Source organism: Pelomonas sp. Root1217 (assembly GCF_001425705.1).
GTDB lineage: Bacteria > Pseudomonadota > Gammaproteobacteria > Burkholderiales > Burkholderiaceae_C > Pelomonas.
In genome coordinates, this window is record NZ_LMDC01000001.1 from 1107740 (window position 1) to 1122126 (window position 14387).

Here is a 14387-nt window from a genome sequence, read left to right on the forward strand (position 1 = left end):
CATCCGTCGGACCGAATTCTTGTCATCGGGCTACGATTAGAGGGTGGCAAACGAGGGCAAGCAGCGGCGGTGGCGACACGCGATGACTTTTCCGCAAGGACAAAAAGCACGCTCGCCGGCCGCGCTGGCTACGCTTGCTCGAATCCAGACTGCCGGCGTCTGACCGTCGGCGCGGCGGTCGGCAATGACACCAAGGCGGTCAACGTCGGCATTGCAGCGCACATCCGGGCAGCAGCGCCAGGCGGTCCCCGCTATGACCCGACGCAGTCCGCCGAAGAGCGGCAACACGCATCGAATGGCATCTGGCTGTGCTCGGCGCATGCAAAGCAGATTGATGACGATCCTGCTCATTTCACGGTCGACAAACTCAAGAGCTGGAAGAAGCAGGCGGAGGAAACATCGGCCCTCGCAATCCTCACCTTGCAAGCGCCCGATGCGAGTGCGTGGCAGCACGAAGCCGCACCGTCGAGTTTCGAACTGGCGCAACGGCTCGGTCTCGCGCCACAGGACACCGTCGAGTCTGTAACGCCGCGACTGCGGGCCGCCGCTGCACGAGACCTCGACGCGTTTGTCGCTGCGCTGAAGTCTCCTGTTGGCGCAATCGCGCTTGGGCTGCGACTGATCGAAGCCGAGCGTGTCACGCCGTTTGAAGCTGCCGGACTCGCCGCCGCGTTTGGGACATTCAACGAGATCGCTGTCGTCGCCCCGCCTGGCATGGGAAAGACGACGACGCTTCTACAGGTCGTCCGCAGCATTGGGACCAACGAGACCCTTGTCGCGGCCTTCATACCGCTGAGCGAATGGTCTGCGCAGGGCCAAACATTGCTGCAGTCCATCGTTCGGCGGGCCGCGTTCGCAGGGGAGCGCGAGGAGCATTTGAAACTTCTCGCTGGCGCGGGCCGCTTGGTCCTATGCATGGATGGATGGAACGAGCTGGATACGTCGTCGCGCAGGCGACTGCGTTCTGAGATTCAAGGCATGCAGCGTGACTACCCGGACCTCGGGATCGTGATGAGCACGCGCGTTCAGGCACTGGATGTGCCGATCTCGGGCCCGGTGGTCGAAATTGAACCGTTGTCGGAAGCACAACAGCTGGCTATCGCGCGCGCTTACCGCGGCGAGGCCGGGGAGGGTTTGCTCGATCAGGCCTGGCGAACGCCCGGGTTGCGCGATCTTGTCGCGATCCCGCTGTACCTAACGAAACTCCTCACGGACACGCCAGACGGAAAGCTGCCCACTACAAAAGAGGAAGTGCTGCGCCTCTTCGTTGCTGAAATTGACCGCGCCGCCGCCGCGCACGAAGTCTTGGGCAGCGTCGCGGCGGGACTCCATAGAGAGATGTTGTCGGCCATAGCCATCGACGCGACCATGGCGGACAGCGTCACCGTGTCGGACCGTCGTGCCAAGAGCGTGATAAGCGATGTAGCGGGCCGCCTTGTCCGCGAAGGCCAGATGGCGGCGCCACAGCCCGATGCCGTCCTGGCGGCTCTTGTCAGCCACCACCTGCTGGTCCGCACCGCGAGCGGCGTCGAGTTTCAGCACCAACAGTTTCAAGAGTGGTTCGCCTCACATGAGGTCGAAGCACTCATGCGGGCCGCTGGAGGCGGCAATGCCGAGGCCCGCCAGCGCATGCGAATCGACGTCCTCGATGCGCACGCGTGGGAAGAGGCGGTGCTGTTTGCATGCGAGAGGGCTTCGCGTGGAGACGCTGACGGTGTCGCGGGCGCCGCCACCCTCGTTCTCGAAGCGCTCACCATTGACCCGATGCTTGCCGCCGAGGCGATCTATCGAGGCTCGGACGCGCTTTGGACTGCCGTCAAGGATCGCGTGGTCGAGTTTGCTGGCCGCTGGCACACCCCCAAGGAAATCGACCGCGCGGTCCGGTTCATGATCAAGACCGGCCGCACCGAGTTCTCGGACATTCTGTGGTCATTCATAGCGGACCCGGACGATCAGGTGTATCTGGAGGCGATGCGCGCCGGCGGCCGCTTCCGGCCTTCTGTTTTAGGAAGCGAAATAGCCGGCCGAATCTCCGAGCTGCCACCCAAGCATAGGTCGCACCTGCTATCTGAGCTGGTGATGTACGGCGGTATCGAGGGTATCGAGATCGCCACAAGCATCGCCTTGTCCGACGAGGACACCGACGTGAAGACCAGCATCGCGGAATCACTGCATTTCCGACAGGCAAATCGCCAAATGCAGCGCCTGATGACCGCGGCGCCGCGTGAAGTCTGGCAGGCGCTCGCGCGGAAGGGATATGCGGAGGATTCACTGCCGACCGGGCTTGTGGAGCGTGTGCGCCAGGAAGCCGCTCAGTTGGCACAGGAAGAGCAAAGTGCCGCGCGGAAACTGCGCGCGCTGCTGCGCCGGAAAGACGATCGGCAGGCCGTGGCGGCGGCAATTAAGCCCTTGATCGAGATGGGCGACTTCAGCGACAAGGAAGAACGCGCCTGGAGTGCAATCGACGAAGCCGGCCGGCTCTACCCCGAAGAAGTCAGGGCTGCGCTTCTTGGCCGGCTGGAACGGCGACTTCCATTCCCCTTCCGTACCGAGGAACTGCTCCGCGGTAGCGATGTCATCGTTGACGACGGGCCGATCGTCGAACTCGCGCTAGAGGCCGGCAGCGAGACGCAACTCTCAAACGCTGCGGCGGGGCTTCTCGGCCCCGCCACGACCGGCAAGCTCATTGACGCGCTGCCTGGCATGCGCGAACAGCTCAAGCTGACGCCGCCTGGGATCTCCTACGATGAATACCATCGCGTTCAGGGCCTCATCGCGTTGACGCCAGTGGAGTCCTTCATGGCGGCCATGCTGGCACGCGCAGCAACTTCAGATCCGACGAGCATCAGGCACTTGGCTGCTCTCATAGCGCGGCACGGCGGAAGTGGGGATGATGGCCGCTTGGACCTCAGTGATGCCTCTCGCGACCCATTGATCGCGATCGTCCGAAAGTGGGTCGACGTGCTGCTCGCGGATGAAAGTTCCCCGCGGAGCATCCTCGGCGAAGTTGCGCGTGCCATCGAGAGGCTGGCCGCTCCGGAGCTGGCGGAGCCGCTTGCGCGCATGCTGGCCCGCGACCTGAAGCAATGGCGCCAGCAGCGTGAAGAGCGCGCCGCGGCGTGGGCACACGGCAAGCACGATCCCGCGTCAGAAGCCTCTCACTCTTGGGCCTTGCAATATGCGCGCGCGTTTGTCGCGATCGGTGACGATCAAGCAATCGCGACATTGCAGTCCTATCTCATGGATGCCGGCCATGGCGGGTTCGGGATCGACGCCGCAGGGGCGCTGTGTGCGATTGGGCAGCGACAGCTGGGGATGACAGACGAAACGCCCTTCGGAGGACCGCCGGCGTTCTCCAATGTGCGGGCGAGGCGATTTGAGCGGCAGGGCTCGGCGACCCTGGCGACCTCGCCGATCGCAGAAGCGATCTTTGGCGCTGTGGACAGGCTGCTGCGAAATGCCGCAGACGGGGAAGCACAGGCCCACGCGCTACAGCTTGCAGCTATAGGCGTGGGCCTACCGTACGGTGACAAGCACGCCGCCATAGATCAGCTGAAACGACTGACACAGCCATACAGCAAGAAGCTCCGGTTCTTCACGGCCCTTGTCAACGCGGGCGAATCGATTGAAGCCCAGTTGATCGTCGAAAGCATCGATGCGTTGCTGGAGGACGCGAAGACCAAGCCCTGGCTCCTGGAGCAGAGCCAGGGCGAGATCGATCGTTGGCTGTTGCTGTTGCCGTTCACCAGCCGACCAGAGGCGACGCTCGAAGTGCTCGCGCGCCTGCAACCCCACGTCCGGCTGCCATGGCGTCTTCGCCCGTTGCTGTCGGCTTTGGGGTTTGCCCCGTCCGACACGGCCGAGCAGATTTTGCTGGGATTGGCGAAGGAGGACCCACGCGTCCTGTCCGAGTACGACTGGTTTGCCGCTTTGGAGAAGCGGGACACACTGTCGTCCCTCCGCATGCTGCTTGACCTGATCTGCGATGGCGAAGCGGTGGGCGAGGGGAGGCGGCCAGACACCTGGACGTTTGGCCGAAGGCTTGCTGCCGGAATGCAGTGCCATCCAGCGTTCCGTGCCGACGTGTATGCGCGGTTGGCATCCGGCGTTGCACCGCCGGCGATGGAGGTCTTGGAATACGCCGTGGCGGAAACGCCCGACGAGGCCGGCGTCATGCTCCTTGTCGAAAGCCACGTCGCGACCGGAAGAGTTTTCAGCGGCACGCTCGATTCGGCGATCGAAAATCTTGTCGTCGAGCGGCGGCCCCTATCAGATTGGGCCGGCGCATACGAACAGATCAGTACACCCGCGCCTTCACTACGAAAGCGCCTTTTCGAGCTATCGCGCACCGAGACCGGAATCGAATCCAGCCTTGCGCTGGGGTGCCTGGTCCGCATCGATGAACTTCGGGACATGTATGGCGTAGCTCCGGGGGAGACGCGCCACCCGGACATCGCAACTGGCGCGCCCTGGCCAACGCTGCCAGTCCTAAGCGTGGCCCCCGGCGACCAAACAGTGAAGCACTGCTGGAAGACACCATGAAATCCAGCTCTGAGTGAAAGCCGTCACTGGGTGACGTTGAAGCGAGTGTCCGTACCCAGCCTGAAGCGGCTGCCCGCAGCTTGGCGATCAGTCTCGGGTGAACGCCTCAGCCTACGTTGCGCTCGCTGTGCTGCATGGCATCGAGCGCGGCGTGTGCGGCTACCTCGCCGATGACCAGCAACGCCGGGCTCTTCAGCCCCTTGCGGGCGATGCAGTCCTGCAGCCCGGCCAACGTCGTCACCGCATGGCGTTGCTGGGCTGTATGCGCAGCGCTGACGATGGCCGCCGGCAGTTCAGCCTTCAAGCCGGCGGCAATCAGCTTGGCGGTGATGTCGGCCGCGCGGGCCACGCCCATGTAGATGACCAGCGTCAGACCCGTGCGGGCCAGGGCCGCCCAATCGGGCTCGGCACGGCCCTCGCCGGGGTGGCCGGTGACGAGGATGACGCCGGGCGAAGCGCGGCGGTCCGTGACCGGGATGCCGACGGCGGCGGGGCCGGCGATGCCGCTGGTCAGGCCGCTGACGACTTCCACTTCCAGGCCCGCCTCGCGCAACGCGTCGACCTCCTCGCCGCCGCGACCGAAGACAAAGGGGTCGCCGCCCTTCAGGCGCACGACGCGATGGCCGGCGCGGGCTTCGCGGATCATCAGCGCGTGGATGAAGTGCTGGTCCGTCGAGATGCAACCGCCGCGCTTGCCGACGCGCAGCAAGCGGCCCTTCACAAGCGCCAGCACGCGTGGGTCGACGAGGTCGTCGGCAAGGACGACATCGGCGGCTTCGATGCGCTTCAAGGCGCGGACGGTCAGCAGTTCCGGATCACCGGGGCCGGCGCCGACGAGCGAGACAACATGGGAGCTCATGCGGGTACCTCTTCAGGAGTCGTGGCGACCAGGCGGCGCAGCGCGGGCAGGCAGGAGCCGCACTGGGTGCCGCAGCGCTTTTCGCCCTGCAATTGCGACAGGCGTTCGGCCGGGCTGCCACTGCAGCGGGTCAGCGTCAGGCGGATGACGTCCTCACGCACGTCGAAGCAGTTGCAGACCTGCGGACTGGCGGCCACCGTATTGGTGGGCGGCGCGCCGGGAGATAGCAGCCAGCGGCCGACTGTCGACGCCGCGGTGCGCTCGCGCCATAGGTCGACCAGCCAGACGCCTTCGTCATGCTGGCCCACGCGCAGCAGGGCTTGCAGCGGTGCCGCCTGCAGGTCATCGCCGTCGAGATTGAGCAGGCGCAGTCGGCCACGCTGGGCGTCGGCGTAGCGCAGCACGGCGGGGCTGTTCAGGCCGAGCACGGCGGCGAGTTCGTCGACGAGCTCGGGCGCGGGCGCCTCGGCACAGGCGGCCTCGAAGGCCCAGCCGACCTGTTCCCCCCTGGCCGGCTCGGGCAGGCAGTGCGCATAACCGAAGCGCGGCATCAGCGCGCGCAGCTGCTCGCGCAGACGCGGGCCGTCCTCGGGTGCGACCCAGGCGCAGGCGCTGAGGCGCCAGGGCAGGTCGGCGGGCTCGATGGCGACGGCGCTGAACTTCAGCTCGGGCTGCTTGGAGTCGGGGCAGAAAGCGCCTTGCGTGACGGCGTTGACGCCGAACTGGGCGCCGATGAACTCGTCGCCCCAGTGCATGGCGATGTCGGCGCCGGCCAGCGGCACGTTCTGGTCGAGCTTGAGGGGCAGCACCAGTTCGCCGCGGCGCGAACGTACGTGCACGAGTTCACCGTCGGCCAGCTTGCGGCGCGCGGCGTCGCTCGGATGGATGCGCACCAGCGGCTTGCCTTCGTGGGCGAACAGGCGCGGCACGCTGCCGCTGCGGCTCATGCCGTGCCACTGGTCGCGCATGCGGCCGGTGGTCAGAGCAAACGGCCGCTTCGGCGTGGCGGTCTCGGCGGTGGCTTGATAAGGCTTGGTGATGAAGCGCGCGCGACCGTCGGCCGTGGCAAAGCGGCCATCGGTGTAGAGGCGTGCCGTCGGGCCGTTGACAAAGGGCCATTGCTGCGGGCCTTCGGTATCCAGCGTGGCCCAGGACAGGCCGGTGATGTCGAGATCGCGGCCGCGCGTGGCCTCGCGGTGCTCGAGCCACAGGTCTTCGGAAGTCGTTGCAGTGATGCGCGACGGGCGGCCCAGGCCGGCGTCGATCAACGTGGCGATGTCGCGCGCGATGCGCCAGTCGGCGCGGGACTCACCAGCTGCCGGCACGGCCGGGCGCACGCGGCTGATGCGGCGCTCGCTGTTGGTGACGGTGCCTTCCTTCTCGCCCCACGTCGCAGCGGGCAGCAGATAGTCGGCGTACTTGGCCGTGGCCGTGTGGGCGAATGCCTCCTGCAGGATGACGAGTTCGCAGCGCTCCAGCGCCTTGCGGACCGTCGCCTGGTCGGGCATGGACTGGGCGGGGTTGGTGCAGGCAATCCACAGCGCCTTGATCTCACCGCGGGCGGCGGCCTCGAACATCTCGACGGCCGTGTGGCCGCGCTTGCCCGGCAGGCCAGGCACGCCCCACAGTGATTCGATCTCCGCCCAATCTTCGGCCCTGCCCGGGTCGCGATGGCCAGGCAGCAGCGTCGCCATGCCGCCACTCTCGCGGCCGCCCATGGCGTTCGGTTGGCCCGTCAGCGAGAAGGGGCCGGCGCCGGGCTTGCCGATCTGACCGGTGGCCAGGTGCAGGTTGATCAACGCCGTGTTCTTGGCCGTGCCGCTGCTGCTCTGGTTCAGGCCTTGGCAATACAGGCTGAGGGACGACGGCGAGGTCGCGAACCATTCAGCCGCCTGCCAGATGTCGGCTTCCTTCACGCCGCAGACCTGGGCGGCGCGCGAGGGCGCCCAGTCGCGCACCAGTTCCTTCAGCGCGTCAAAGCCCTCGGTGGAGTTGGCGATGAAGTCGCCGGCCGTCCAGCCCTGCCAAATGACGGCATGCAGCAGGCCGTGGCATAGCGCCACGTCGGTGCCGGAGCGGATCTGCAGGTGCAGGTCGGCGAGCTCGGCCGTCTCGGTGCGGCGGGGGTCGATGACGATGAGTTTGTGGCCCGGCTTGTTCGCGCGCGCCGCTTCCAGGCGGCGGAACAGGATGGGATGGGCCCAGGCCGGGTTGGCGCCGCTGATCAGCACGCAGTCCGCCAGCTCGATGTCCTCGTAGCTGCAGGGCGGCGCGTCGGCGCCCAGGGCCTGCTTGTAGCCGACCACGGCCGAACTCATGCACAGCCGTGAGTTGGAGTCGATGTGCGGCGTGCCGATGACGGCGCGGGCCAGCTTGTTGAAGGCGTGGTAGTCCTCGGTCAGCAACTGGCCGGAGATGTAGACGCCGATGGACTCGGGGCCGTGTTCGTCGCGGATGGCCAGCAGCTTGTCGGCGATCTCGCGGTTGGCTGCGGCCCAGCTGATGGCCTCGGCCTGGCCGCCGCGCGCGGCGCGTCGCATCGGCTCACGCAGGCGCTGGTGCTGGATGACGACAGGCGTGGCCGTCAGGTGCAGGTTGGTGCCCTTGGTGCAGAGCCGGCCGAAGTTGGCCGGATGGTCGGGGTCGCCGCGCACGCCGGTGATCTGCGTGCCGTCATGCTCGATGACGACCCCGCAACCCACGCCGCAATAGGGGCAGGTGGATTTCGTTTCCTTCATCGCCGTACCCCTTCGTTGCAGAGCCCCTCGCTTGGCGAGGGGACGAGAGGGGAGTGCTTCATATGCCCGCATAGCGGATCGCGCTTCGGCGCGCATCCGCAACGGGGACAGGTGGACTTTGTCTCTTTCATGTTCTTCTAGCTCGGCTGAATCGTCAGCCTTCAGGCCACCGCAATCGAAATCTTGGGACCAGCCACGGGGGCGGGCAGATCCAGGGCCAGCGTTTCCAGTTCGGTCTGCAGCAGGAATACCTCGCCGCCGTCCAGCTTCACGCGAAAGCTCGGCGTGCAGCCTTCGTCGGGCTCGCGGGCGCAGCCGTCGGCCAGGCCGATCGTCCAGTTGTGCAGCGGGCAGGCCACGCTCTTCCCAAAGACGATGCCCTGACTCAGCGGGCCGCCCTTGTGCGGGCAGCGGTCCAGCAGCGCGAAGACCTCGTCGTCGGCGTTGCGAAACAAGGCAACGTCGATGCCCTGAGTGCGCTGCACGCGGCGTGAGCCCAGCACGGGGATATCTTGCAGGGCGCAGATGCGGGTCCAGTCGTCCATGGTCATCACCCCAGCTGGCGGGCGAACTGCCCGGTCACGGTTTCCATCACGGCGAGCAGGTTCTCGCTCGCCACGAACACGTCGTTGGCCGCTTGCGGGCCCTGGCTCTCGCCGGCCAGTGCCGACTGCAGGAAGACCCATTGGTTGCGTGCCAACTCCAGGTTGTCGCGGATGGCGGACGTCACTTCCGGGGCCGCACCCAGCACGCGCATGGCGGTCTCGAATTCGGCGCGGGCCTTGACCGTTTCCTTGCCCACGACGTCGGATCGCGCGCCCTGCTGGCCAGCCATGAAAAACAGCGCCAGTCGCTGCGACAGCATGCGTTGCCGGCCCGACATGTTGACCAGCATCGCGGTCGTCGTGGTGGAGCGCTGCTGCAGTTGGCCGGTGGCGACATGGGCCAGGCTGAGCATTTCACCGGAGGTTTGCAGCAGTTCATCGACGCGCTCGCGGCTCGGCTTGCTCTGCAGCAAGGCACGGTAGTCGCCGAAGCGGTGCTGCATGGCCTTGTAGGTGCCGGCAATCTCGGGTGTGGGCGCAAAGGCGAGCAGCTCGCTCAACTGGCGTTCGAAGCGGGCCTCGCTGGCCTGCAGCACGGTGCGGGCGCGGTCAGCCAGTTCCGGGCGCAGCTGACCCAGCCAGGCCTTGCCCATGCGCTGGCTCAGCATGCGCTGAGCGCCAGCCTTGTCGATGGCTTCGCCGAGCTGGTTGATGCGCCCCTGGGCGAGCGCCGGCAGTCCCGCGAACGCGACGCTGCCGAGAAACGCGTGACGGCGGTTCAACATCAGACGGCCACCTTGTCGAACTGACGCAGGTCCACATGCGCCTTGTCGAAGTCGAACCACGGGTCGGGCTCACCATCCAGGCTGAACTGCAGCTGTGCCCACAATGCCTTGCGGTTGTCAGCGTCCTCGAGGATCTTCTTCTTCACATGGTCCAGGCCGACGCGGGCGACGTAGTGCACTGTGCGCTCCAGGTACCAGCCTTCCAGTCGGTAGAGCTGCAGGAAGGCGCCGCTGTACTCCAGCACTTCCTCGGGCGTCTTCAGCTTGCAGAAGAACTCGGCCACTTCGGTCTTGATGCCGCCGTTGCCGGCGACATAGATCTCCCAGCCCGAATCGACGCCGATGACGCCGACGTCCTTGATGCCGGCCTCCGCGCAGTTGCGCGGGCAGCCCGACACGGCGATCTTGACCTTGTGCGGCGCGTACATGCGCCACAGCGCCCGCTCCAGATCCTTGCCCATCTGCGTCGAATCCTGCGTGCCGAAGCGGCACCACTCCGAACCCACGCAGGTCTTCACCGTGCGTAGCGCCTTGGCATAGGCATGGCCCGAGGGCATGCCGATGTCCTTCCAGACGTTGACGAGGTCTTCCTTCTTCACGCCCAGCAGGTCGATGCGCTGGCCGCCGGTGACCTTGACGGTGGGGATCTGGTACTTGTCCACCGCGTCGGCAATGCGGCGCAGCTCCGAGCTGGTCGTCTCGCCGCCCCACATGCGCGGGATGACCGAATAGCGGCCGTCCTTCTGGATGTTGGCGTGTGAGCGCTCGTTGATGTAGCGGCTCTGCGGATCGTCGACGGCCTCCTTGGGCCAGGTCGAGATCAGGTAGTAGTTGATGGCCGGGCGGCAGGTGGCACAGCCATTGGGTGTCTTCCAGTCCAGCGCGCGGAAGACGTCTTCCTTGGTCAGCAGATGCGCCTTGGCAATCGCCTCGCGCGTGTCCTGGTGGCTGGCGTCGGTGCAGGCGCAGATGGCCTTTTTCTTCGGCGCGGCCGAATAGTCGCCGCCAGCCGTGAACATGATGAGCTGCTCGACCAGGCCGGTGCAGCTGCCGCAGCTCGCGCTTGCCTTGGTGTGCTTGCGCACCTCGTCCAGCGTAAACAGGCCCTTGTCGCGGATGGCCTTGCAGATGGTGCCCTTGGCGACGCCATTGCAGCCGCAGACCTCATCGGTGTCGGCCATCGCTGCCGCGCGGCTCACGCCCTGGTGGCCCACGTCGCCAATGTTGGCGCCGGCCTCGCCGAACATCAGCTTGTCGCGAATGTCGCCGATCTTGCGGCCCTCACGCAGTAGCTTGAAGTACCAGCCGCCGTCCACCGTGTCGCCATACAGGCAGGCGCCAACGAGCTGGTCGTTCTGGATGACGAGCTTCTTGTAGACGCCGGCGAAGGGGTCGCTCATGACGATCTCTTCGGTGCCCGCGCCGCCGGTGAAGTTGCCGGCGGAAAAGAGGTCGATGCCCGTCACCTTGAGCTTGGTGCTGACCGATGAGCCCAGGTAGCGGCCGATGCCGAACTGGGCCAGGTGCGTCGCGCAGACCTTGCCCTGCTCAAACAGCGGCGCCACCAGGCCGTAGGCGATGCCGCGGTGGGCCGCACACTCGCCGACCGAGTAGACGCGTGGGTCGGTGACGGTCTGCATCGTGTCGGTCACGACGATGCCGCGGCTGCAGTGCAGGCCGGCCTTCTCGGCCAACGCCGTGTTCGGGCGGATGCCGGCGGCCATGACGACGAGGTCGGCCGGTACATCGATGACTTGACCGTCCTTGTCCTTGAGCTTGATGGCCTGGACGCGGCCCGATGGACCCGCCACCAGTTCCTGCGTCTGCGCGCCCAACATGAAGTTCAGGCCGCGGTCGACGAGGGACTTGCGCAGCAGGTCGCCGGCGACGCCATCGAGCTGGCGCTCCATCAGCGTGTCGACCAGATGCACGACAGTGACCTGCATGCCGCGCAGCATCAGCCCGTTGGCGGCTTCGAGGCCAAGCAGGCCGCCGCCGATGACGACGGCGTGCTTGTACTGTGTGGCGGCCTCGATCATCGCGTTGGTGTCGGCGATGTCGCGGTAGGCGATCACGCCGTCCAGGTCCTTGCCAGGCACCGGCAGGATGAAGGGATTCGAGCCGGTGGCGATCAGCAGGCGGTCGTACTCCGCCCAAACCTCTTCGCCATTGCCGTCGGCCGCGATGACGCGGCGGCGCACGCGGTCGATCTCGGTGACCGTCTTGCCCAGGTGCAGCGTGATGCCGTTCTCCTCATACCAGGAGAGCGGGTTCAGGATGATCTCGTCGATCGTCTGCTCACCGGCCAGCACGGGGCTGAGCAGGATGCGGTTGTAGTTCGGATGCGGCTCGGCACCGAAGACGGTGATGTCGTACAGGTCCGGCGTGATCTTCAGCAGCTCCTCCAGCGTGCGCACGCCGGCCATGCCGTTGCCCACCATCACGAGCTTCATCTTCTTCATGCCGGACTCCATACAACAAAGCTGGTCTGCCCTTTGCTTTGCAAGGCATGTGCCAGCGATGAAGCTGGCCCGTTTTCCCCGCTGCACCGTGTTCCACGGCGGACAGCGCCCCACACCGAAGCGGTTTCCGGCCCGGTGCGGGTGCACTCATCCTAAAAATCGCACCAAGAGCGGGCAGGCGCCCGTTGGTGATCCACTCTCACGCATGCGCTTCGAACTCGATACCGGCCTGTCCAGCCTGCAGGGCAAGCGTCCCCGCAACGAGGACTTCGCCGGCGTGCAGGCGCCGGCTGCGCACGAGGCCGAGCGCGGCTGGGTGGCCGCCCTGGCTGATGGCGTCAGTGGGGGTGAGCACTCGAATGGCGATGGTCTGATGGCCGCCCAGACTTCGGTCATGAGTCTGCTGCGCGACTTCCACGGCGTGCCGGCCGACTGGGACACCAGCGTGGCGCTGGACCGCCTGCTCGGCCACCAGAACGCCTGGCTCGCTTCACACAACCGCCGCCCCGGGCCGGACGGTCAGCCGCGCGAGGCGTTGACGACACTGACGGCCCTCGCGCTGCGAGGCCGTCGCTATGCCTTGGCACATGTCGGTGACAGCCGAGCCTGGCTGCTGCGCGACGGCCAATGCCTGCTGCTGACCCAGGACCATCGCATGGAGCGCCGCGACTTCGCCGGCCTGACGCGCGCCCTGGGCCTGGACGATGCGCTGCGCCTGGACCACAGCGCCGGCGAGCTGAAGGTGGGGGACCGCCTGCTGCTGACCAGCGATGGCGTGCACGGCACCCTGCGCAGCCGTCAGATCGCCGACCTGCTGCGCACCACGCCCGGCGCCCAGGCGGCGGCCGATGCACTGACCGCTGCGGCATTGGCGGCCGGCAGCCACGACAACGCGACCGCCCTCGTCCTCGACGTCAAGGATCTGGCTGACCCGGGCCTCAACGACCTCGCGGCATTGGGCCGAACCTTGCCCAGCCCCGGGCCGCTCGGCGTCGGCGCGACGCTGGACGGCTACCAGGTCACCGCCGTGGTCGCCGACAACGGCGTGCACCGCCTTTTGCAGGCGCGCGAGCTCGCCAGCGGGCGCCTCGTGGCCCTGAAGATGCTGCGCCCGGGTCGCGCCGACGATCCCGAAGAGCGCGCCATGCTGGCCCACGAGATCTGGCTCGGCCTGCGGCTTGCGGAGGCGCCACGGCACCGCCGGCGTGGCGGTGAGAGCGGCTTTGTGCGCGTGCATGCGCCGGCCGACGGCGCCACCCACTTCTATGCGGTGTTCGACTGGCATGGCGGCCACACGCTGGAGCAACTGCTGGCGAAAGGCCCGCTGGACACCGTCCAGGCGCTGGGCCTGGCCAGCGCCGTCGCGCGCTCATTGAGCCTGCTGCACGCCGCCGGCGTCGTGCACCGCGACATCAAGCCGGCCAATCTGCACCTGGGTGAAGACGGCCAGTGGCGCGTGCTGGACCTGGGTGTTGCCTTGAGCTCACGCGCTCCCGCGGCTTCGCGCGAGCTGCATGCCGGCACGCCCAGCTATATCAACCCCGAGCAATGGCAGGATCCGCCGCAGCCGGCCGATGCCGGTTCTGACCTGTTTGCACTGGGCGTGACGCTCTACCAGGCGCTGACCGGCCGCCTGCCCTATGGCGAGATCGAGCCCTACCAGCTGGCCCGTTATCGACGCGAGCCGGCCAGCGTCAGCCGGCTGCAGCCCAGTGTGCCCATGCCGCTCGATCGCCTCGTCATGCGCGCCGTGGCCCGCGAAGCCAAGGCGCGCTTCGAGACGGCCGACGAGTTGCTGCTGGCGCTCGAGCGGCTGGCCGCGCGCGACCAGCCGGCCTCCGCGCGCCCGCCCAAGGCCGCGCGCGAGGCGGCGAGCGTCTGGCAGGTCGGCCTGGGCCTGTCCGTGCTGCTCAACCTGCTGCTGATCGCCTGGCTGGCCTTCCTGCCTCGCTAGGGCCTGTTAACGCTACGGCAACGCAGGCCCTATTCAGAGCCCGAGGCGGTCGCGGTTGATGCCCTTCACCTCGACATCGAACGTGCAGGAGCCGCTGGCTTGGCCGGTTGTGAACTCGACCGTGCCCGCCGCATGGCCAACCGTGTCTTTCATCTCGAAGCGCGTGAAGTGGAATTTGCCGGCCGTCACGCGCTGGCTCTTGCCTTGCACGCGGATGACCGAGCGCCACAGCGACTCCATGGACAGCGTGTAGTCGCCTGGGCCCGTGATGTCGACGGTCTTCAGCTCGACGTTGCTGGTCGGGGCTTCGCCGCCGTCCAGCGTCATCAGCCGAAAGCGCGACAGCTTGCCCGTCGCGCCCGCCTTGCCGCTGGGCGAGTAATTGAAGTCGGCGTAGCTGTCGGAAACGCGGATGTCGGCGCCGCCTATCTTGCAGCTGGTGGCGGCCTGGGCGCCGGCGGCCAGGCCGACGAGGGTGAGGGCGATGAGGGTCTTCATGCGC

8 protein-coding genes are annotated in these 14387 nt (G+C 66.9%); 2 read left to right on the forward strand and 6 right to left on the reverse strand.

Annotated features, from left to right (window positions below):
- Positions 1 to 69: 69 nt before the first annotated feature.
- Entirely contained in the window at positions 70 to 4542 is a 4473-nt protein-coding gene (locus tag ASC95_RS05090; protein WP_057296643.1) for an NACHT domain-containing NTPase, read from the forward strand.
- A 106-nt stretch (positions 4543 to 4648) separates the two neighbouring features.
- Here the strand turns inward: ASC95_RS05090 and cobA are convergent, their stop codons facing one another.
- The 5 genes from cobA to nirB all read right to left on the reverse strand — a co-directional run bounded on the left by cobA (position 4649) and on the right by nirB (position 11931).
- Positions 4649 to 5401: a uroporphyrinogen-III C-methyltransferase gene (gene cobA, locus ASC95_RS05095; RefSeq protein WP_057296644.1), complete on the reverse strand. Its 753-nt coding sequence runs from the start codon at positions 5399 to 5401 to the stop codon at positions 4649 to 4651.
- Entirely contained in the window at positions 5398 to 8139 is a 2742-nt protein-coding gene (locus ASC95_RS05100) for a nitrate reductase (RefSeq protein WP_057296645.1), read from the reverse strand. The genes cobA and ASC95_RS05100 overlap by 4 nt, the downstream gene beginning before the upstream one ends.
- A gap of 161 nt (positions 8140 to 8300) precedes the next feature.
- Positions 8301 to 8684: a nitrite reductase small subunit NirD gene (gene nirD / locus ASC95_RS05105; RefSeq protein WP_057297057.1), complete on the reverse strand. Its 384-nt coding sequence runs from the start codon at positions 8682 to 8684 to the stop codon at positions 8301 to 8303.
- A 5-nt stretch (positions 8685 to 8689) separates the two neighbouring features.
- The gene (locus tag ASC95_RS05110; protein ID WP_057296646.1) at positions 8690 to 9469 is read right to left on the reverse strand and encodes a type IV pili methyl-accepting chemotaxis transducer N-terminal domain-containing protein; all 780 of its coding nucleotides are present in this window, start codon (positions 9467 to 9469) and stop codon (positions 8690 to 8692) included.
- Entirely contained in the window at positions 9469 to 11931 is a 2463-nt protein-coding gene (nirB, locus tag ASC95_RS05115; RefSeq protein WP_057297058.1) for a nitrite reductase large subunit NirB, read from the reverse strand. The genes ASC95_RS05110 and nirB overlap by 1 nt, the downstream gene beginning before the upstream one ends.
- A gap of 205 nt (positions 11932 to 12136) precedes the next feature.
- Here nirB and ASC95_RS05120 point away from each other — a divergent pair, with 205 nt between their 5' ends.
- Entirely contained in the window at positions 12137 to 13885 is a 1749-nt protein-coding gene (locus ASC95_RS05120) for a bifunctional protein-serine/threonine kinase/phosphatase (protein ID WP_057296647.1), read from the forward strand.
- A gap of 33 nt (positions 13886 to 13918) precedes the next feature.
- On the opposite strand, the gene ASC95_RS05125 is transcribed toward ASC95_RS05120, so the two are convergent.
- Positions 13919 to 14383, reverse strand: coding sequence for a hypothetical protein (locus ASC95_RS05125; protein WP_057296648.1), 465 nt, complete (start codon positions 14381 to 14383; stop codon positions 13919 to 13921).
- Positions 14384 to 14387: the final 4 nt, after the last annotated feature.